This is a genomic window from Aureispira anguillae (genome assembly GCF_026000115.1).
Classification (GTDB): domain Bacteria; phylum Bacteroidota; class Bacteroidia; order Chitinophagales; family Saprospiraceae; genus Aureispira; species Aureispira anguillae.
The window spans coordinates 2302021-2325331 of sequence record NZ_AP026867.1 but is presented as its reverse complement, the minus strand read 5'-3'; the positions used below and the strand labels follow the sequence as shown (position 1 = coordinate 2325331).

At 37.0% G+C, this 23311-nt stretch carries 7 protein-coding genes; all 7 read left to right on the top strand.

The window, feature by feature from the left end; all coding sequences use genetic code 11:
- Positions 1-77 precede the first annotated feature (77 nt).
- The 7 genes from AsAng_RS08905 to AsAng_RS08875 all read left to right on the top strand — a co-directional run bounded on the left by AsAng_RS08905 (position 78) and on the right by AsAng_RS08875 (position 22992).
- Positions 78-1892, top strand: a complete 1815-nt coding sequence (locus AsAng_RS08905; RefSeq protein WP_264792422.1) for an IucA/IucC family protein — start codon at positions 78-80, stop codon at positions 1890-1892.
- Complete coding sequence (locus AsAng_RS08900) at positions 1892-2479, top strand: nitroreductase family protein (RefSeq protein WP_264792421.1); 588 nt, start codon at positions 1892-1894, stop codon at positions 2477-2479. The genes AsAng_RS08905 and AsAng_RS08900 overlap by 1 nt, the downstream gene beginning before the upstream one ends.
- A gap of 148 nt (positions 2480-2627) precedes the next feature.
- On the top strand, positions 2628-4985 hold the full coding sequence (locus AsAng_RS08895; RefSeq protein WP_264792420.1) for a TonB-dependent receptor: 2358 nt from the start codon (positions 2628-2630) through the stop codon (positions 4983-4985).
- 58 nt (positions 4986-5043) lie between these two features.
- On the top strand, positions 5044-6270 hold the full coding sequence (locus AsAng_RS08890; protein WP_264792419.1) for a DUF4374 domain-containing protein: 1227 nt from the start codon (positions 5044-5046) through the stop codon (positions 6268-6270).
- A 93-nt stretch (positions 6271-6363) separates the two neighbouring features.
- Entirely contained in the window at positions 6364-7518 is a 1155-nt protein-coding gene (locus tag AsAng_RS08885) for a PepSY-associated TM helix domain-containing protein (RefSeq protein ID WP_264792418.1), read from the top strand.
- A gap of 840 nt (positions 7519-8358) precedes the next feature.
- Complete coding sequence (locus AsAng_RS08880; RefSeq protein ID WP_264792417.1) at positions 8359-19050, top strand: T9SS type A sorting domain-containing protein; 10692 nt, start codon at positions 8359-8361, stop codon at positions 19048-19050.
- Between the two features lie 312 nt (positions 19051-19362).
- On the top strand, positions 19363-22992 hold the full coding sequence (locus tag AsAng_RS08875; RefSeq protein WP_264792416.1) for a T9SS type A sorting domain-containing protein: 3630 nt from the start codon (positions 19363-19365) through the stop codon (positions 22990-22992).
- The last annotated feature ends 319 nt before the right edge of the window (positions 22993-23311 follow it).

Here is a 23311-nt window from a genome sequence, read left to right as displayed (position 1 = left end):
TTTAATACTCAAGACCTTAAAGAGAGCAATTATTACGTTCTCAAATCAAAATTTATACAGATTTAAACTTATTATCAATGAATCAAGATCAGATAAATCGCCATATGATTTATGAGCATTTAGACGCTGAAATTTGGCAAATTGTCAATCGAAAACAATTAAAAAAAGCCATTTCGGAGTTTACGCACGAACGGTTGCTTCATCCTCAACAAAAAAATGGAGAAAAATCGGTTTATATTTTGTATGCTGATACGCCTAGTGTCTATTATCAATTTGAAGCAAAAATATTAGCGTTAGATCATTGGCAAATCAAAGAGGATAGCCTTCTGAAAATAAAAAAGAATAAAGAAGAGCCCTTGGACTTGCTTTCTTTTATAGTCGAATTTCAACAGCAATTAATGATTTCGGATAAGGTCTTGCCAACATATTTAGAAGAGCTAACAAGTACCTTGGTTAGTCAGGCTTACAAATGCCAATATCAAGAATTGGATGCAAAAGCATTGGTAACGGGCGATTTTCAACAAGTTGAACATGCAATGATAGAGGGACATCCTTGTTTTGTAGCAAACAGTGGTCGAATTGGATTTAGTGGGGTGGATTATCGCAAATTTGCTCCAGAAGCCCAACAGCCCTTTTCTATTATTTGGCTGGCAGGGCATAAAGACAATACCCATTATGCAGCGATAGAGGATTTGCCGTATAAGCAGTTGTTAAAGCAGGAATTAGGAGAGGCGTTGTTGGCTGATTTTAATAAAGAATTAGAAGATAAGGGCTTAAGCCCAACCGATTTTATTTTTATTCCTGTTCATCCTTGGCAGTGGTTTAACAAACTGCTATTGGTATTTGCCAAGGATATTGCTCAGCAAAAACTCGTGTATTTAGGGGAATCAGCCAATCAATATCTTGCCCAACAATCTATTCGCACCCTTTACAATAGAGATGAGCCAACCAAGTTTTACACCAAAACAGCCTTGTCGATTATTAATATGGGCTTTATGAGAGGTTTGTCGCCTTACTATATGAAAAATACACCAGCTATTACGACTTGGATTAATGATTTGTTAGAACCTGATGCCTATCTACAAGACTGTGGCTTTAAAATGTTAGGAGAAGTGGCAACTGTTGGTTATACCAATCAACATTATGATCAGTTAGGAGCTTCTTGTCCTTACAACAAAATGTTGTCTGCTTTGTGGCGAGAAAGTCCAATGCTCAAGAAAAAGCCCAATCAGCGTTTGATGACCATGGCGGCTTTCTTGCATGTAGATTATAATGGAGGGGCTTTTTTGCCTCAGTTGATTCAAGCTTCAGGTCTGTCCGTCAAGGAATGGCTAAAGGCTTATTTGAACTGTTATTTTTCTTCTTTGTTGCACTGCTTTTTTAAGTATGAATTGGTTTTTATGCCACATGGAGAAAATATAATTATGATACTCGAAGATAATGTTCCTGTGGGGATCTTTATGAAAGATATAACAGAGGAAATACTCCTTTATAACAAAGAAATAGATTTGCCTGAGCAAGTGCAACGAATTTTGGTTGAAACAACGGATGAAATGAAACTTTTGTCTTTGTTTACCGATGTTTTTGACTGCTATTTTAGATTTATGAGTGCCATTCTAAACGAACACACCGCTTTTTCTGAAGCGTCTTTTTGGGAATTGGTTGCCGATTGTATAAGCGATTATCAAGAAGCACATCCAGAATACGAAGAAAAATACGAGCGCTATGATCTTTTTGTCCTTGAGTTTAAACGATGTTGTCTAAACCGTTTGCAACTTGGCAACAACAAACAGATGCTTGATTTGGCAGATCCTGTTAATAGCTTAAAGTTTTCGGGAATGTTGCTGAATCCAATTGCTGTTTTTAAACCAGAATTAAACGTAGTGGACTAATGAAGGGCAAAACAAAATTAGAGTTGTTGACGGATGTTATTCGGACTAGGCGAAGTATTTATGCGGATGATTTTTTAGAGCAAGAAATTCCAGATGAAATTATCAAAGAACTGATTGTAAATGCTACTTGGGCTCCCAATTATAAATGTACAGAGCCTTGGCGTTTTGTCGTATTGAGGGGAAAGCATCGAAAGGAATTGGGAAAATTTATGCTTGATTTTTACCAAAGGGAATGGTCAGAAAAGGATTTTCCTCCTACTCGCTATGAACACACGTTGAATTATCCCCAAAATGCTACCATGGTAGTGATTATCATGCAACGATCCAAAAAAGTAAAAATTCAGGAATGGGAAGAGTTAGCTGCGGTAGCTTGTGCGGTTCAAAACCTGTGGCTTTCCTGTGCGGCTCAAGATATTGGGGGGTATTGGGATAGCTCGGCGGCAGCCATTTTATATGGAGCCAATTTGGGGCTTAAAGAACACGAGCGCTGTTTGGGGATTTTTTATATGGGATATTATGATTTGGCAACAACAAAACCAAAAGGAAAGCGCAAGTTACTGCGCAAAAAATTATCCTGGTTAGCCTAGTTCTAAAGCTTATAAAAGGATAGAGTCGATAACAACTAGGAGTAGTTTTAGAATTTTTATAAGTAATAAAGCCTTTTTTTGGTTCTTTAAAAATTTTGTCTAGATTTGCAGTCTAATTTATTTAGACTAATTAAAAATAAGCGTTTTTATGAAACTCTTCTCCACTTTTTGTGTGCTGTTATTTTTGTTGTGTGGTCTTACATGGGATAGCAATGCTCAGACCGTAGAAGGACAAGTCGTAGATGAATCTAACGAGGGACTTGCCTATGCGAATGTTTCTATTAGTGGAGAGGGGTTTTCTTTGGTTGCGATTACCGATGAAAATGGATATTACAAATTAGAACAATTACCTCAAGGAAATTTGCAATTAGTGGTGCAATACCTCGGTTATCAATCGGTAAAAAAAGAGCTAACAATTACCACTGACAAAACAATTCAGTTGGATATCGCTTTAGCAGTAGCGGCAACGGTCTTAAAAGAATTGGAAGTAGTAGGACAGAGCAAAGAGGAGGAATTAAAAACCTCTGCTTACGCTGTAGATGTTATTGCTACTCAAAGCTATAAGAATTTAAATATTGATTTGAATCAGCTTATCAATAAAACAGCTGGAATTCATATTCGATCAGTGGGGGGCATGGGATCGGCTTTTAATCTCTCTCTAAATGGACTTTCTGGAAACCGAATTCGCTATTTTGTGGATGGTGTTCCGATGGAAAATTTGGGAACAGCCTTAAGCCTCAATAATTATCCTGTTAATCTAGTAAAAAGCATAGAAATTTTTAAAGGAGTTGTCCCTATTGATCTTAGTGCTGACGCTTTGGGGGGAGCCATCAATATTGTTAGCGATTACAAAGGAAAATCATTCTTGGATCTTAGTTATTCCTATGGCTCTTTTAATACCCATCAGGCTGCTTTTAATGGTCAATATTCTAGACCAGACAAGGGCTATTTTATAACCTTGAATGCCTTTTTTAATCATTCGGATAATAATTATTGGATGAATGATATTCCGCTCTACGATGAGTTAGGAAACAAGGTCGATGAAATTGACATTCAGCGTTTTCACGATGAATATACTTCTGGGATGTTTAAGCTTAAATTGGGCTTATTAGGAAAACCATTTGCCGATGAATTATCATTGGCTTTTACGGGGGCATTAAATAGAAATAATTATCAAAACCCTGATAACAACATCAAATTAAGTTTTGGAGAACTGCACAGTAAGAATAAGACGTTTTTACTTCAGCTTCTCTATAAAAAAACCTTTAAAAAGGTTGCTTTAAAAGTTTATTCTCAGTGGTCTACTGTAACGGAAACAGTGGTAGACACCAGCAATAAAAAATACAATTGGGCAGGTGCTTATTGGTTTAGAGATCAGAGTTCAGCTAGAGGAGAACTAAACGAACGAAGATCACTATTTGTTCTAAACGATAAATTAGTTAATTCCAGTATTCAGTTATCCTATAAAGTACATCCACGGCATCAATTGGATTGGACAATCAGTCAAAATTTTTTGTATAGAAAGGGAAAGGATGAAGTGGATGCACTAAGAAGATCGTTTTTGTCGCCCAATTATATCCATAAAAACCTATTGGGCTCGGCTTATCGCCTCAATACTAGTGATAAGCGATTGGAAGCAACCGCTTTTGTTAAGGGCTATTGGTTCAATGCTAATTTGGTTACCCAAGATTATGACAACAAAGATGTGCATACAAGCGTCAATTCCTTTTTTGTTGGTTATGGAGCCTTGGCAACCTATCATTTTCCTAAAATAATACAATTAAAACTATCGTATGAAAGGGCTTATCGGATTCCTGAATCTTACGAAATTTTAGGAGATGGCATTTACATTCGTCCCAATCCTAATTTATCACCCGAAGCCAGTCACAACATTAATTTTGGAATCTATACCAGTCAAATCATCCGTCAATTTGGGTTAAGTTATAGCTTAAACGGTTTTTATAGAAATGCAGAAGATTATATCCGTTTTGTGCCGATTGGTCCTTTTGGTAGCTATGAGAATATTAATCGTGTGGGGGTTCTAGGAGCAGAAACCAACCTTGGGGTAAAATACAAAAAGATGCTATCCTTAGATGCCAACTTGACTTATCAGCACCTCACGGACGAAACCCAATTTGATGAAGGTTTATTAAATACCAATTACAAAAGTAGACTTCCAAATATTCCTTATCTCTTTGCCAATTTTAGGTTGGGTTATCATGCTGACTTAAGCCTGAAAAAAATTCATCTAACTTTTTATTGGAGTGGTAGATATGTCCACCAGTTTTATTTGACTTGGGAAAAACTAGGGAATGTTAGTACAAAAAACAGTATTCCAACCCAATTTATTCAAGATTTGAGCATAGAATGTGCCTTGCAAAATGGTCGTTATAACATAGCGGCTACGCTGAATAACTTTACCAATGTGCGGGCTTATGATAATTTTAATATTCAAAAACCAGGAATTGCATTTTCTTTAAAATTAAGATGCTTTCTCCTGAAATAAATAACCAACACAGGGTGTAATTGATTGCATCGTGTATGAAACACAATTACTTATAAACATGTACAATTTAAATCGTTTTTTTTGTTTGTTATTGGCAACGTCTTTTGGTTTAGTCGCTTGCAAAGATACTATTGTGGAACCTACGAATGTAAATTCTGGAATTACATATGCATTAAAAACTACGGGGAATGACGAAACAGAATTTTTGCTCACGCAGGAGGATCTTATGCAAGGTGAATTATCTGCGGTGAATAACGGAATAGAACAAACAGGATGGAGGTTTTATTATCCTGTAGGAAAAACCTTATTTGCATCGGGGTATAGTGATGACAACCAATGTGCTGGATTTGCCTTTGATGAAACGGGAACCTTGGTGAATAAAGGAGAATTTATTTTTGATAATGCGCTAGAAATGTTTGGTAGTGCAGACAATGACCAGACCTTATTGGCAATGGAAATACCTAGAGCGGGATTTCAAAATAGAAGACTTTATTTTATTGATGTCAATACTGTGGGGGTAAAAAAGATTGTTGGAACCAAAATTTTTGAATCAACTACGGACTCTTTGATCGCTTGGCCAACAGCTTTGACCGTGCGAGGAGACAAATTATTTATTCCTTTTCAAAAATTAGACGTCCATGGGAATTTTTCAACGCCAGAACCTGATGGAGCATTGGTTGCGGTGTATTCTTATCCCAATGTAGGGAGTCAACCCGAAAAAATTATTTCCGATCCAAGAACTTGCAATATTGGAGTCAACGGGATGACTACTGGTTTGATTGAAGCAGATAATGGTGATCTTTATTCTTTCTCTTGTGGGGCGGTTATGGCTGGTTTTACTGCGCTTTCTTCCAAACCTTCTGCCATTCTAAGAATCAAATCAGGAGAAACGGAGTTTGATCAAAACTACTTTTTTGATATTGAGGTAGCAACCAATGGTGGAAAAATATTTTGGTTTGATTATGTGGGCAACAATAAAGCCATTGCTAGAATTTTAACAGCAGATAACCCAACAGCACCTTGGGGGGCTTATGGAAGAGATATTTTTAACCAAAAATTGGTAATCCTTGATTTAGAAAATAAAACGGTAACGGATGTGGCCAATGTTCCCTTGCACGCCAAGCGCTATACGTCTCCTATCTTTGTAGAAGAAGGAAAGGTTTATGTAAGTATTGAAACAGCTGCTGATGCCTATGTTTACCAAGTAGATATTGCTACCGCTACTGCTACAAAAGGAGCAAAAATATTAGGAAAAACAATTAAAGGTTTTTACGATTTACGCTAATTAGATTTTCTCGTTGATTAATATCCATAGATCTATTTTTAGATCTATGGATTGTTTGTATTGGCAAATTTATTTTTTGACCACCCTATTTTTATGAAAAAAAAGAAAGCTCTAAAGCAGCGTTTAAAAAAAACAGCAAGAAAAATACATCTTTATTTGGGTATCCTAACAGGATTAATTGTCTTTATTTTGGCCTTAACAGGGGCTTGTTTATCGTTTCAGGATGAAATAAGAGACCTATCGGCGGATTATAAAGTTGTTGATAAAGCCGCAACACCCCGCCTAGCAGCTTCAGAAATTAAAGCACTGGCACAGGCCGTTTTTCCTGATAAAGCAATTCATGGAGCGGTATTTGGAAAGGAGACGGATGCCATTGAAGTGATCTTTTATGAGGCGGAGCCAACGTTTTATCAAAAAGTCTATCTAAATCCATATACAGGAGAGGTTTTGCACGTAGAGGATTACCTTTCTGGTTTTTTAGCCTTCGCTCTCAAAGGACACAAAACATTGTGGTTGCCCAAGCCAATTGGGGAGGTATTGGTGTCTTACGGAACCTTTTTGTTTTTGTTTGTCTTACTCTCTGGTATCGTATTATGGTGGCCTAAGAACAAACGACACCTAAAACAAAGTCTTCGGTTTAAATGGACGAGCAAGACTTCTTTAAAGAAGAAAATTTTTAGTGTACATACTGTTATGGGCTTTTATTTGTCCATTTTTGCATTGATTATTGCTATGACGGGAGCTATTATAGGGCTGAATTGGTTTTACTTTATTGTTTTTAAGGCAGTGGGAGGAACCAAAGCGCCTCAATTTATTGTCCCCAATAATGTATCTGAGCCATCAAATTATGCAGATAATACTTTTTATTGGGATCAATTGATCCCTAAGGTACAAAAGCAGATCCCCAATCACGAAAGCCTAGAACTCCATTATCCAGAGTCTGACTCTATGGCCATTTACTTAGAAGTTTCTTATACCAAGGGCGTTTATTACAATTCTGATTATCGTTTTTACGATCAGTATTCTCTTCAAGAATTAAATACCAATTCTATTTATGGTACTTATGAACAGGCAGATTTTGCGGATAAGGTGATCCGTATGTCTTATGACATACATGTAGGGGCTATTTTTGGCTTATTTGGTAAAATCTTTGTCTTTTGTGTGAGCATATTGCTTACCATCTTGCCACTTACAGGTTTTTGGATTTGGATAAAAAGGAGGCAGGAAAGAAAAATGAAGCTGGGATAAACGGCTTTAATCTTCTCAATAGTTTATGGTATTTATCATTATCCTACTAGAAACCACGTAGAACTCAGCTATGCTGGCTCATAGTGATAACAAGCTAACCTAACAGGTGTAGCTAAAATCGTATCAATTTTGCATCCCTTCGTTTTTAGAAGTTAGACTCCAATAACAGTTCAATTGGAGTCTAATCTCTAAAATCTCACAACGAAGCGGCCTAAAAAATAGTGATAAGCGACCTAATATTTTGATTAACTAACTCTTAGTGTTTTAAAATAAAATTTTACTCATTCTTTATTTTCTCGGTAAATTTTATTTTGAGCTTTAATCTTAATTTCTACTCCTATCCATCCCTAAAAAGACTTCTTTCTTCCTTCTTTTTTAGCTGCTCATCGAATAAATAGAAGCACACTACTTTAAAATGTTTTTTTATATGAAAAAATGTTATAAAATAAACTATATTTACTCCATATAGATAGAATGATATTATAAGTATATTTAGCATTTAATCATTTCTTAACCTTTAGTTAATACATATAGACTGAGGAATCTTTTCTATGGAAGAGACAATCTAGTTAAAAATAGATATATAAATAACTTTTATTATTCTTACTGACACGTTTACTCACTAGCTATGCACGCTTATTCATTCCAGATAGTTTTTCTTGGTAAATAAGGGCTCGCTATAGACCTTTAGAGCAATTGACAAATTAAGTATTGTAGCCATATTCATAATAATAAGACCTTTTCCCAACTAAGGTCTTATAAAGTGAAATAACTGATAACCATTATTTCATTCCCCAAAATAATTAATGATTCATTATTCAATACCTTAAAAAAAGATTTATGTATTTTTTTTGTGATTACTTGAGAATGGTATTAATAGCTGTTTTGTTGCTGAATAGCTTAATAATAAATGCCCAAACTCCAGGAAATGTATCCCATGATTTAGGACTTTGGCTTAAGGCCAGTGACTTAACCCCAAGTAACAATACGACTTCAAATTGGGACGATGCACACAGTACGAACAACAATGCTACTTATAAGCATAATCCTAGCATTCCGAATGCCTATTATGAAGTAGTAAAAGATATTAACTTTAATAATTCGGTTCATTTTAATGACGAGTGGTTTGAAAGCCCCTTGGATATTAATATAGGAGAGGTGAATGTTTTTACAGTTTATAAATTACGATCAACAGGGAATAATATTCCTTTGTGGGGAAATGGAGGAACAAACCCTAATAACCTAGGAAAACAAGCTTTTGCTGATGCTATTTCTAGCGGAAATTTAAATGATCAATCTTATTCGGGAGGAAATACAACAAATGAGGTTTGTCTTAACCATATTAACACTAAGGATGGGGCTACTTCTTCGGTTTATATTAATGGTGTTCTAAAAGCTAATTACACAGCTGGAATAACAGTTGACTCTAGCTTATATTCTGGAACATTTATCGGCAGAGAAAAGAGTGGAACGCTTCCCGTTACGAACTCAAATAATCTTGATATCGCTGAGTTTATCGTTTATACAGGAAGTCTTAGTGAGGCACAAAGAAAAAATATTAATTCTTATTTGGCCATTAAATATGGAGTTACTTTGGACCATGATTATCTTATTGGTAATGGAAATACGATAGTTTGGGAGCAACTCCAAAATACAGGGTTTAATAACAATATAGCAGGAATTGCCAAAGATGACGATTCAGATCTAGAGCAACTGAAATCTAGAAGCGAAGTAGCTCCCTTACTGACCTTATTAACTGCTACAATTTCCAATGGGGAGGCCTTAGTAATAGGGGATAATGCTGCTGCTACTAATACAAAAACTACTTTTCAAGAAGATAATAATTTCTTTGCTAAAGGAGAACGGATTGATAGGATTTGGAAATGTCAAAAGACAGCAGGCTTTGGTGCTACTGTTGATCTTAAATTTGATAAGACGAATACTGTATTGCCAAGTGATTTTGCAGTAGGAACCTTTGTTTTGTTGCTGGCAGATGATGATGCTTTTAGTAAAAACCTAAAAGCATATCCGCTAACGAATGGCACAACGGATTATGAAGCAACTAATGTGGCATTACAGGATGGGCAGTATTTTACGTTGGCAAAACCAGACGCTGCGTTGTGGGCGATTGCAAATAGTACTTTAGGTCAGGTTAATCAATGGAATAACTTCGATGAATTGGACGATAATGTTTTAGGGCTAAATAAGCTATTTAGCCCTGGAGGGGAACGACCCACTTATGGTGATCTTAATATGAATCCCATTAATTTTAATACCTATATTGAATTTAATCAGGGAACTCACAATGGAAACCCAGTTGCAGGAAAATATATCAAAACAGATAACTTTGTTGGCTTTGGAGAAACAGGAACTTCTACTTTTTTGGTGTTAAGAAGGGATACAACTCAAAGATCAGAGGCCTTATTGTCCTATGCAGTAGGAGCAGGTGCCTTAGCCAATGAAATGCTTATTTTTGACCCTTCGAGTGTAACTGTTGCAGTAGAAGAAGGCACCTTGTCCAATGGTAATGCCAGTACCAAAAATATAGCAGATGGTATACCCCATGTTCTTACCAATATAAGAGGGAATGGACAAGATAATAACATTCGTTTGGATGGGAATGGAGGGTATCTTCCTTATAAAAATAATACAACAATTGATTTAGGAGGAACACTTTTGTTTGGGCAAGAACAGGACAATCAAGGAGGTGGTTTTAATACTGCTCAAGAGTATAAGGGAGATCTAGCGGAGGTAATTGTTTTTAACAAAAGGGTAAACAACAATGAGCGAAATGCAATTGAGACTTACCTAGCGATTAAGTATGGTATCACCCTAGGTCGAAATTATCATTTATCGACCAATACGGTTACTTGGGATAAGTCTGCAAATGCGACGTATCATCATAATGTTACAGGAATTGGTAGAGATGATGTTTTTTGGTTGGATCAACGCAAATCGACCAGCCAAAAGTTGACAGGCGTAAATGTTACCATTGAGCATGCGGCTCCTTTTAGTGATGATCTTTCGCATCTAATTTGGGGACATAACCAAGGGGTTTATGATAATTTTACAGTGACCAATGCCCCTGCTAATTACCAAATTTCTGATAGAGTATGGAAAGCCCAAAACGTTAACAATAGAGTAGGGAGGGTTAATGTAACATTGGTACTTCCGCCTTCAATGAGCAACGCTAATAATCCCAATCTTAGATTATTGGTTAACCACAGTGATGATTTTTCTACAGGTGCTGTAAGTTATCCTGTGGGAACAACAACAGGAGGAACAATTACTTTTGAAAACGTTCTCTTAGAGGACGATACTTACTTTACCTTGTCGTTGATGGATGATCCCGATTATGTCAATCATGACCCTGGTGCTCCTTTAACATTTGAGGCCTGTGCAGGATCAAATGTAACCTTTCGGTATACAGGTTTAAATAGTATACCCGATAGCATTCAATTGATGGATAAAACAGGGAATCCTATTGTTCTTTCTGTAACACCTAACAATACACCTGCCAATGGGCAACACAGTGGCACCATTGATTTAACAATCCCTTCCAATGCAGGAACAGGAGCAGTGAAAATTTTAGATGGTTCTACAGTATTGAGCGCTTTACCAGTTCTAATCATTCATAATCCTACGGTTGACTTTTTTACCCAAAAGACACTTATTTGCGCAACAGATGAAGTGCCACTAATTGGAGTTCCTACTGGGGGAATTTTTACGGCTACGGGCTATCCTGATTTATTACAGAATGAAAGCTTATTTGGAAAAAATGCAAACTGGTCTAATGCACACGATGGATCTAAAGTAATTTCTGTTGAATACGCTTATACCCCTTCTTATATGGGGGGAGCCTTGTGTTATCAGTCGATTGACACTGTTCATAACATTACCATATTCGACAATCGTTTGGAAGAACTTTCTTTGTTGCCTATTGTAACGGAAAAAACTAATCCTAGTCGTACTGATCGAGTTGAATTGGGATTAAACACAAGTACCATCAACAGTATTTTTCCAGATTTGATGGGGGCAACTTTTCCAATTCATTTTTCAGGAACTTATGTCAATCCAATACCAACGGATAGTTTTTTGACCGATTATGCAGGGTATGGAGAGCACCCTATTACCATGCAATACGATAATGGGGGGTGTATAGGAACAATCAATAGCACCCTAAAAGTGCTTCCGCCGCCAATGATTATTGGAATGGTAGATACTTTGTGCAGAATGGCAGATACAATTCATTTAAGGAGAGATCTTGTTAATTATCCTTATTCAACGGACAGTGACACCTTTACTTATTATGATCCTAATGGTGTGCCTATGCAGGTGGTTAAGCTTTATCAATATAATGAATTGGTGCGTTTCGCAACTCAGAATAGTGCCCATCAATCTTCTCTTATTTCTATTGGCAATGCAGTAAATGAAGGGCATTATAGTTTTGATCCTAAGGATAATGCACTAAATTCAGCTTCTTTTGTGGTATTTGAAAATGAATACAAAACAACGATCACAACAATTGTTGGAGGAGGATGGACAATAGATACAAGCAAAACAACAGTGCTAGATACAATTCATTTGAAGAACCAACCAATCCTTAATTTTGCGATTGATAATTTTTATTGCGAAAACTCAGAAGTAGATAGTTTAACTCCTACACCAAGTTATTTATCGGCAGCAGCTAATTATTTTGAGATTAAAATATTGGATCCGTCTTCAGGGAATTATAACATTTTAGATACCTTATTACAAGATACCTTGTTAGATGCCTCTTATCATTATGGTAAACATACTGCTAGCCTTAATGGAAGTAGTGCATTAGGTGTTCAATTGACCTATTATGCTTCATACCATGGTTGTCAGGATTCTGTGAGCAAATCTACCGAAATAAGACCAGCACCAACGGTAACTATTAGTGCAAGATTAAATGCGGATTATTGTATTAATGCTACACCAGATACGATGGTCGGAGCCCCTAGTGCTTCAACTGGCGTGTCGGGAGTATATAGCGGTTCAGGCATAGACTCTGTTACAGGAATATTTACGCCATCTCTTGCTGGGACGGGACGAGATACTTTGTTTTATACCTTTACAGGTCAAAATGGCTGCACAGAAACGGCTTTTAACCCCACCACAGTTCATTCCTTGCCCGATCCTGGGATTATTAGTCCTTCCAACAATACTACTTTTTTGAATACTAACTCTCCAGTTCAACTGACATCGACAGTAGGAGGCGGAACGTTCTCAAGTACCACATCGGGACTTGTAACGGCTAATGGTTCGAATAACTATTTATTGAATCCAAACACGCTAGGGATACATACGGTAACTTACACCCTTACTGATGTTTTTGGTTGCACAGATAGTGTACAGTACAATTATATTGTCAACGATGGTGGTGGAACCGTAACTTATACCAATAACGATCCGAATGCACCCGCAGCTTTTGAAGCTTGTGTTGGGTCAAGTGTGCGATTTACTTATGATGGATTGAGGGCACACCCGAATCAGGTACAGCTAGTGGATACTGCTGGGAATATATTTGCAATATCTAATATTCAAGTAAGTACCTTGCCTGTGCCAGTGGGGCATAGTGGTACAATTGATTTAATAATTCCTGCTAATACAGGAACTGGAACCGTAAAGTTGCTGGATAACACGGTCTCAAGTGGTTCGAATCCTGTATTATATAGTTTTAATACAAATTTAATTGTTCACAACCCTAGCCTTGATCTTTTGATTCCTCAGACACTTATTTGTGCAATGGACACGATTCCTGTTTTTGGAGTACCTACAGGAGGAACGTTTTCAGCCGTTAATCAAGGAACTTATCCCGATTTATTTGAGAACAATCATTTGGTTGGGCTAAATGCGGGTTGGTCGTTTCAAAATGATAGTGCAAAGACTATTGGTATAGCCTATCATTATGTTCCTTCTTATTTTAATGGGGGACTTTGCCCAGATACCTTATCGGTGACAAAGACGGTTGAAATTAGAGACAATCGCCTAGATGAATTGCATTTTGTTCCTGTTGTTTCAGATAGTTTGGTACCGAATATTGTAGATCGAGTTGCTTTGGCATTGGATAGTGCTGTCATAAGAGGAATTATTCCAAGCTTAGATACCTCGTATCATTTTCCAATTGATTTTTCGGGAACCTATGTCAACCCAATACCTACGGATACCTTTTTGACTGATTATGCTGGATTTGGAGAACATCCTATACAGGTAACGTATAATAACGGAGGCTGCATAGGGACAATAATAAGTGATTTGGTAGTGTTGTCTCCTCTGCAAATATTGGGGCTTGATGATGATTTATGTAGAGAAGCTAGTCCAGTGGATTTTTATCCCGATGGATCTGTTCGTTATGCCTATTCTATTAGTAATTCAATCGATTCTTTGATGAATGGAAACGTTAAAATAACTACGGAAGAACTCAACCGAATAGATAGTGTTATTACTAGAAATGTAGCCAATCAAGGGGCCATTATTGTCTTGGACAGTACACATGGACAGGAACATTATCAGTTTGTTCCGATGAACTTACCAGTGGGAACGAATAGGGTAACAGTAGAAATGCACTATACTTCTATTACAATTATAAAAGAAATAGATACTGCGAATAATACAATATCGTCAGATACTACAAAAGAGTCTTTTAAAGGTATTCATATTATTAATATAAAGGATCGTCCTACGCTTAATATTGCCTTGGCTTCTCATTATTGCAAAAATGGAGCTATTGATACCTTAACCCCTAGTCCCGCATTTATTGGAGCTCCTATTACTTATTTTGAATTGAGGGGAGATAGCACGGGGAGCGGTTCATATGATTCTTTGGGGAGATTACAAGAACCTTATTTTAATCCTCAACAAATTTATGATGCTTACACGTTTGGCAGTGATTTGGATATAGAACTGATTTATGTGGTTAAACAATATGGCTGTTGGGATTCCGATACCGTTCAGACAACAATAATTAAACAAATTCCAGTTGATTTTTCTATTGTAGGAGGGAGTAGCCATTGTACGGATATAGATAGTGTACGGTTAGACCCTTCTATAGCTCCAACCGTTGGAAGCGGTGTTTTTCTGGTGAACGATATGATAGGGTCATCTACTATTATAACCGATTCGAGCAATACAGTCAAGTATTTTTCTCCTCGTATAGCACGACAGGGAAATTATAAAATAACCTATCAGGTTATGGATAGTTTGGGATGTAAAAGCTTTAGTGGAGATAAGCATATTATAGTAAAAGAACCCCCTCAAATACGTTTGGAAGTAGGAGGAAGTTCTACCTCTCCGATTACACTTTGTGCCAACGATGATAGTGTAAGATTAGAAACGATTGTTCTATCGGGGGGCGCTGCCCAAAGTATCGCTTATTCTAGTGTAAATTCGAGCTTGAATATTGCGGGTAATACCTTGTTTCCTAAGCTATCGCTTGCAAATAATTCTAATAGCTTAAATGATATTATTCGAGTTACTTATGTAGATAGCTTTGGCTGTTCTGTAAAAGACTTTTTATCCGTTAATATTTCGAAACCAACCGTTGATATAGCAGGGTTTACGAGAACTATTACTACTATAGCCTATGATGGCAGGTATTGCAATAATGCTACTGCTTTTGCGATTAATGAGAGTCCTAGCTATTCGTCTGGAGCGAATTTTACTTTTACAGGAGGGGGAGTAAGCCTTGATACAAGTGGTGTTTATTTTTACGATCCAGGTTTCAGAATTGTTGACGATTTTTATATTGATACCATAACCTATAGTTTTACGGATACTTTGGGTTGTTCAAATGAAGTTAAAAAAATTGTTCGCATAGACTCTTTGCCAGAAATGCAACTGATAGGGGTGGATAGTTCTTATTGTGTCAACGATACTACTGCTCAATTACAAGGGATTCCTTCTGCTACCAATACCGCTGGAACAGGATCATATGGAGGGATTGGAGTGAATCCTAATAATGGAATCTTTGACCCGACAATAGCAGGGGCAGGGCAAAAAATTATTAGCTATACTTTTATCGACCGATATACTTGTCGAGGAATTGTTTTTGATACTACTTATGTACATGCATTGCCTGTTCCAACGATTAGTGGTTATAAAAGTCAATATTGCTCCATGGATGCAGTTGATACCTTAATAGGTAGTCCTAGTACGGGGATTTATAGTTCTAGTAGCGGTTTAGGTATAGATCCGAATACTGGAATCTTTAATCCATCTATTCTTGGAGCAGGACAGCATACCTTAAGTTATTCCTTTACCGATTCTTTGGGCTGTGTAGGGGCAATAGGGGGCACTATTACGGTTGATCCTACACCAGAGATTATTATTAATGGCTTGAAGACTGCTTATTGTTTTAATGATTTAAAAGACAATATTTTAGTTTCTCCGCCTTCTGGGAGACTTGATAATAGCCATCCTGGATTTACTCTAAATGGGAATACCATCTTTTTTGAACCTTATTATGATACCTTAGCTGGTTCAAGAGAATTTACTTATATCTACGAAGATATAAATACAGGCTGTGCAGACACCTTAGAGGGAGAAACCTTTGTTTACAAATTATCAAATCCAACTTATTCTGGTTTAGATAGCTTTTATTGTGAAACAAGAAGTACTTACCCGATTACTGGAATACCATCTGGTGGTGCCTTTTCTGGAGCAGGCATTTTACTGGACACTAGTAGCAATCAATATTATTTTAACCCGATTAATGCAGGTGGTGGGGCACATATAGTTAACTATACAATTGACAGTCTTATTATTCATAATCAGGATAGCTTGGTTTGTCAAATCCAAACAAGTACTTCTGTAACCGTTCGAGCTTTGCCAGTGCCTGTTATTGTTGGGCCTGGAAATAATCATGGTTTTTGTTCTAATGATCCTAGGGAGCTTTTAAAGGGCGGAGGTTTGTCAAGTACTTGGGATTTGTTTACAAGTTCTACAGGAGGAATAGACACAATAATAATAGATAGCTTAGTACATATCGGTGGACCCAATTATCGACTTATATCTGATACAAGTTATTATTTTGATCCTGATCTTGCTGGAGGGGGGACGCATTTTATAACTTATATTGCAACAGATAGTGCATCTGGTTGTCAAGATAGTACCATGTATACGTATCATGTAACTGATTATGTTCGTCCTTCTTTTACAACCTTAGACACTACTTATTGTGAATCTGCTCCTCCCGTGCTTTTAGACGGTAGCCCATCAGGGATAAAAGTATTTGTACGGAATGGAGATACCTTAAGTTCTCCTCCCTATTTTGAACCAAATCCTAACTATGGCACTGCTAACTTAACAGCAACAGTCGTTGATACGGTTATTTATGCAGTAACTTATGGAGAATGTTATGGTGTCGACACACAGCTGGTCGCTATAAAACCTGTGCCTATGCTTTCTTTCACGGGAACTTCCTTAACTAATACCTATTGTTTAAAGGATGACACAACGTCTATTCCACTGGCTCCAAATATACTAGGGGGAGAATTTGATGGTCAAGGGGTTTTGTTGGATGGATCTACTTATTCTTTTTTACCTTATTTTGCGGGAGTTGGTCGTCATCCTATCTCTTATGAATATACCGACCAAACAACAGGTTGTGGTAATGTATTTATAGATACTTTTACGGTTTTGGGAATGCCTAATGTTGCTTTTAAAGCAATAGGAGGATGTCAGTTAGATAGTGTTTTATTTTACCCAGATAACATTATCTTGGGTTTGAATGATGTTTTTAATAATCAAATTTTTGATTCTATAACCACTATTACTTGGGAATTAGAACCTGGGCATACCGTGAACGGTAGCAACAGTGCTAACAATAATATAGATACCATTGGTCATGTTTTTTCTAGTCCTGGTGTATATTGGCCCAAACTATATGTTGCGAATCGAGGTTATTGTGTGGATACTAGCACGATAAGGCTTGTTATATCTCCACAGGTTTCTACTTTTCCTTATGATGAAACATTCGAGATTTCTCATGGCGATTGGTACGCAGAGGCAAAAGACTCAACACATCCGTTGTTGTGGGAATGGGGTGCTGACAGTACATCAGCAGGTTTTAATGCGAGTGCAAATAAAATGTGGGCGACTGAACTTAATGAGCCTTATGAGGAGGGCGAAGCTGCTTGGGTTTATAGTCCTTGCTTTGACATTAGTAATTTAGAACGTCCAATGATTCGGTTTGATTATTGGTCAGATACGAGAAAAACAATTGATGGGACAGTTTTAGAATACCAAAAACCAGATGGTAAATGGGAACCACTTGGCAAATTAGGAAGGGGGATCAGTTGGTTTGATACTCCAATTATAACTGGTCAACCAGGAGATCAAAGTTTGGCCCCAATTGGATGGTCTGGAAAAACAAACGGATGGGCGAGTGGTCGGTATAAACTAGATGAGTTTAGAGCAAATAGAAATTTAAGATTGAGAATGGCTTTTGGTTCTCATTCGATCAATCTAAGCAATTTTTACGATGGTTTTGCTTTTGATAACGTTTGGATAGGGAGTAGAACGAGAAATGTATTGCTAGAAACAACCGCAAACATCAATGAGCCCAATATGGGAATCATTAACGACCATGTGTATCAATTGGTCTTCCATACTTCGATTAACAAAGATATGGTTTTGCTGCAATATCATTCTAAAGAACCATCTACGAATGATGAGTTTCATCTTGACAATACAGCAGTAGCAAATGCAAGAACGCATTACTATGGTATATTCGAAGCAGGACGAGCTTATATAGATGGTAGAACGAATAATGTTCCTCGTTCTAGGTACTTAAGCGCTATTGATTTTGAGCAAGATATGCTGAAGTCACCTAAGTTTAAAATAGACATAGATACCTTCCATCATAACAATTTTGGCAATTTTACGATAGAAGCCACGGTAGAAGCTTTGATAGATATTAATACCGTTCAAGAATACCAGATCCACACCGTTATTACGGAAGATTCGTTAGTGTATGCTTCAGGGAACAATGACATGGTACATGCGGTTGTTCGAAAAGACGATAGAACAGGTGCCAATGTATACAATAAAACATGGTCGGTAGGAGAAACCATGCAGGCTACTCTTTCTTGGAACCATACTGGCACCAATGTTAGCTATAATCCTGGCCGTTTCCAAGCAGTAGTCTTTATTCAAAACACAGGAACCAAAGAAGTGTATCAAGTAAATACTTCTAGAGATGTCAATGGTTATTGGGTGGGTGTAGACCAAATACAGGCAGAACCTGAGTTGAATGAAATCAACAGCATGAATTTGTATCCCAATCCTGCTCAGCAGTACTTTAAGGTATCTTTTGAAGAGCCTTTAAAGAAGGATTACAACTGGAAGTTGGTTGACTTACGAGGAGTAGAGGTGAAATCAGGAATGGTGCAGGCAGGGGAACAAACCCTAGAAGTAAACGACTATGATTTTCCTACAGGAGTTTATGTTTTTGTTGTTTACAATGATCATGTATTTTCTCAGCGAAAGGTTATCATCAATCGGAATTAGAGGCTTATAAGAATTATTTTTTAAGGATCATCAGAATGTAAATTTTTGATGGTCCTTTTGTTATTAAAGACCTTCTAGGACTTTATAAAGAATATTTTAAGGGCATTGAATTATTAAAAAAAAAGCAATTAATCAATTGATAACCAATTTGGTGTTGCTATGATTGTCCGTGTGGATACCTAAAAGCTAGTCAAAATATGAATTGTCATTTTGATAGAAAAGAAGCTCTTTTGCAACTCAACAAAAGATGATTGTTGAGACAGGCAGGTTGTTTTAAAATTTAAAAACTTCTTAATCTATTAATTAAAAAAAATGAAGCACTTTTTTAGTTTGATTTTCTTTTTAGGAGCAATACAAGCATGGGGTAATACTTATTGGGTAACATCTGTTAGCAATAGTGGAGCTGGTTCGTTAAGATCGGCAGCAGCAGCAACTGTTAATACAGCAGGTGATACCATCCGTTTTCATCCCAATTTACTAAACAATGGTAGCGTAACAATTACAGTATCTTCGCCGATTAATCTTGGGGAGGTTGTTTTAATTGGTCTATACAATGCTACAGACACGGTTTATGTTAGTGGAGGGGGGACATCAAGAGTATTTACGGTTCAAGATTACCAAATTCCTTTTGCCATTTCTGCCAACCAAAAAAAAAGAACGACCATAGATAGTATTTGTGTAAAGGATGGTTATAAGTATCAGTCTGGAGGTGGTTATGGAGGTGGAATCTTTTTTGGGGGATCAACCCCTACTTCTATTCCATCGTATCGGTATATGATTACACAAGAATTGATTGTTAAAAATAGCGTTTTTAAGAATAATTATGCAAATTCTAAAGGAGGTGCTATTAGCATAAGTAGTTCAGGAGTCGGACAATTAATCAATAAGAAACTAGAAGTTCACAACTCAAAGTTTGAAAACAACGATTCTCATGAAGGAGGAGCGATTGGGTTGACTTATTATGTGGCCTCTGGGTCTGAAAAACGTAGATTAGATCTAACGGTAATTGGTTGCTTTTTTTATAGAAATAGCTCAGTTGGTGAAGGTAGTGCCATTTTAGTGCAAGAGGGGAGTTACTTTTCTTCTAGTGCTTCTCGTTCTATTGTTACGTCTGTTAATACTAGTATAAATAAGAGTACCTTTTATCGAAATACAGGAGGGCAATCTGTAGTACGACAGTATACGAGTCGCAGTCGTTCCAACTGTTCTGTAAGAACAAGTACCTTTACTAATAATGCTGGAAGGGCTGTAGATTTTCGAGCCAATAGTTCTTTTGAAGCAAATTTGAATATCATTAATTCTACTTTGATGCAAGGAGCTAATTACTATGCATCTCCTTTTAATCCATATCATGGAAATACAGGATTTTATCATAAATTTAAATCAATCAGCAGCATCATTTTAGGGGGTGTTTCCTCTAACCCTTCACAATATTATACGCCAACCCATTCTATTTTCTCATCTAGTGGTTTAAATTTAGGCCCTTTGCAAGATAATGGTGGCACAACGCTTACTAGGCTACCCATGTGGGGAAGTACAGCTATAAATGCAGGAAATCCTTCTGATTTCTCATCAGCACAGAATGGGTTTATTAGAGATGCTCGTAGAGATGTTGGGGCAGCAGAATTTGATTGTGGGCATCGTATGCTAATTGATAGTAGTATCTGTTATGGAGATACTATTTATTGGGGATCACAAGTAGCTACAACAGCAGGTGCTTATTTTGATACACTGACAAATGTCATGGGCTGTGATTCAATATTGGTATTGTTGTTAAATGTCTCAAACAGCACAAGTGGAGTAGATGCGCAAACGGCTTGTGATACGTATACATGGATAGATGGGAATACTTATACCTCTAGTAATAATACAGCTACACATACGTTGACCAATGCAGCAGGCTGTGATTCGGTAGTGACATTGAATTTGACGATTTTAAATAGCACAAGTGGAGTAGATGCACAAACGGCTTGTGATACGTATACATGGATAGATGGGAATACTTATACCTCTAGTAATAATACAGCTACACATACATTGACCAATGCAGCAGGCTGTGATTCAGTAGTGACGTTGAATTTGACAATTTTAAATAGTACAAGTGGAGTAGATGCACAAACGGCTTGTGATACGTATACATGGATAGATGGAAATGTATATACCTCTAGTAATAATACGGCCACACATACCTTGACCAATGCAGCAGGCTGTGATTCGGTAGTGACGTTGAATTTGACAATTTTAAATAGTACAAGTGGAGTAGATGCGCAAACGGCTTGTGATACGTATACATGGATAGATGGAAATACTTATACCTCTAGTAATAATACGGCTACGCATACGCTGACCAATGCAGCAGGCTGTGATTCGGTAGTGACATTGAATTTGACGATTTTAAACAGCACAAGTGGAGTAGATGCACAAACGGCTTGTGATACGTATACATGGATAGATGGGAATACTTATACCTCTAGTAATAATACAGCTACACATACATTGACCAATGCAGCAGGCTGTGATTCAGTAGTGACGTTGAATTTGACAATTTTAAATAGTACAAGTGGAGTAGATGCACAAACGGCTTGTGATACGTATACATGGATAGATGGAAATGTATATACCTCTAGTAATAATACGGCCACACATACCTTGACCAATGCAGCAGGCTGTGATTCGGTAGTGACGTTGAATTTGACAATTTTAAATAGTACAAGTGGAGTAGATGCGCAAACGGCTTGTGATACGTATACATGGATAGATGGAAATACTTATACCTCTAGTAATAATACGGCTACGCATACGCTGACCAATGCAGCAGGCTGTGATTCGGTAGTGACATTGAATTTGACGATTTTAAACAGCACAAGTGGAGTAGATGCACAAACGGCTTGTGATACGTATACATGGATAGATGGAAATGTATATACCTCTAGTAACAATACGGCTACACATACATTGACCAATGCAGCAGGCTGTGATTCCGTAGTGACGTTGAATTTGACGATTTTAAATAGCACAAGTGGAGTAGATGCACAAACGGCTTGTGATACATATACGTGGATAGATGGGAATACTTATACCTCTAGTAACAATACAGCTACGCATACATTGACCAATGCAGCAGGCTGTGATTCGGTAGTGACATTGAATTTGACAATTTTAAACAGCACAAGTGGAGTAGATGTCCAAACGGCTTGTGATACGTATACGTGGATAGATGGGAATACTTATACCTCTAGTAACAATACAGCTACGCATACATTGACCAATGCAGCAGGCTGTGATTCCGTAGTGACATTAAATTTGACAATTTTAAATAGTACAAGTGGAGTAGATGCGCAAACGGCTTGTGATACGTATACGTGGATAGATGGAAATGTATATACCTCTAGTAACAATACGGCTACACATACCTTGACCAATGCAGCAGGCTGTGATTCCGTAGTGACATTGAATTTAACAATTACCAACCTAGATGTAACGGTAGCTATAAATGGCACTACTTTGATAGCCAATCAAGCAGGCGTAAATTACCAGTGGATTAATTGTGATTCTTTAAACGTTCCTATTGCTGGAGCAACGAACCAAAGTTTTGTACCTACTTCAAATGGAAATTACGCCGTGATCCTGAGCAATACGAATTGTGTAGATACTTCAAACTGTGTAAATTTCACAAACCTAAGCATAGGAACGATCGCCAAAGAAACTTTGTCTTTTAAAATTTATCCTACTCCGACTAAAGACTATCTAACAATTGAATTAAAAAGTAGTCAAGATGTAGCGATAGAAATTCTAGACATCAATGGTAGGGTGCTTCTTCAACAAGCATATCAAGCAGCAAAACAAATTGAATTGCCAGTAGAGCGTTTGATAACAGGAGTTTACTTTGTTAAAGTAGAAACGAAGGGCAACGTACAAATTGTTAAAATGATAAAAGAATAGCATTTAAATCAAATAAAAGGGCTTAGTTGGGCACTGTTGCAAATTGTTTTGCGGCAGTGCTTTTTTAGTATTTAATTTTACTCATTTATAAAAATATTTGATTCTGTGAATTTGAGAATATTGATTTATTATTTTGTTAATCTATCTATGCTACTAGAAAGAAGTTTCAAAGTAAGTTAAGCAATTTGAGCTTATTATAAGTCTAGTTGATGTTAATTTGTTAGAGATGAATTTTACTCATTCGTAAAAATATTGCCAATTAAGGAGATGAAAAATACAATTGATTTTTTACCCATCAATTCTAGTAGGGCTAAGAGAA

Coding starts and splice junctions, on each gene's coding strand:
- AsAng_RS08905 (WP_264792422.1), top strand. CDS start 78: ATGAATCAAGATCAGATAAATCGCCATATGATTTATGAGCATTTAGAC.
- AsAng_RS08900 (WP_264792421.1), top strand. CDS start 1,892: ATGAAGGGCAAAACAAAATTAGAGTTGTTGACGGATGTTATTCGGACT.
- AsAng_RS08895 (WP_264792420.1), top strand. CDS start 2,628: ATGAAACTCTTCTCCACTTTTTGTGTGCTGTTATTTTTGTTGTGTGGT.
- AsAng_RS08890 (WP_264792419.1), top strand. CDS start 5,044: ATGTACAATTTAAATCGTTTTTTTTGTTTGTTATTGGCAACGTCTTTT.
- AsAng_RS08885 (WP_264792418.1), top strand. CDS start 6,364: ATGAAAAAAAAGAAAGCTCTAAAGCAGCGTTTAAAAAAAACAGCAAGA.
- AsAng_RS08880 (WP_264792417.1), top strand. CDS start 8,359: ATGTATTTTTTTTGTGATTACTTGAGAATGGTATTAATAGCTGTTTTG.
- AsAng_RS08875 (WP_264792416.1), top strand. CDS start 19,363: ATGAAGCACTTTTTTAGTTTGATTTTCTTTTTAGGAGCAATACAAGCA.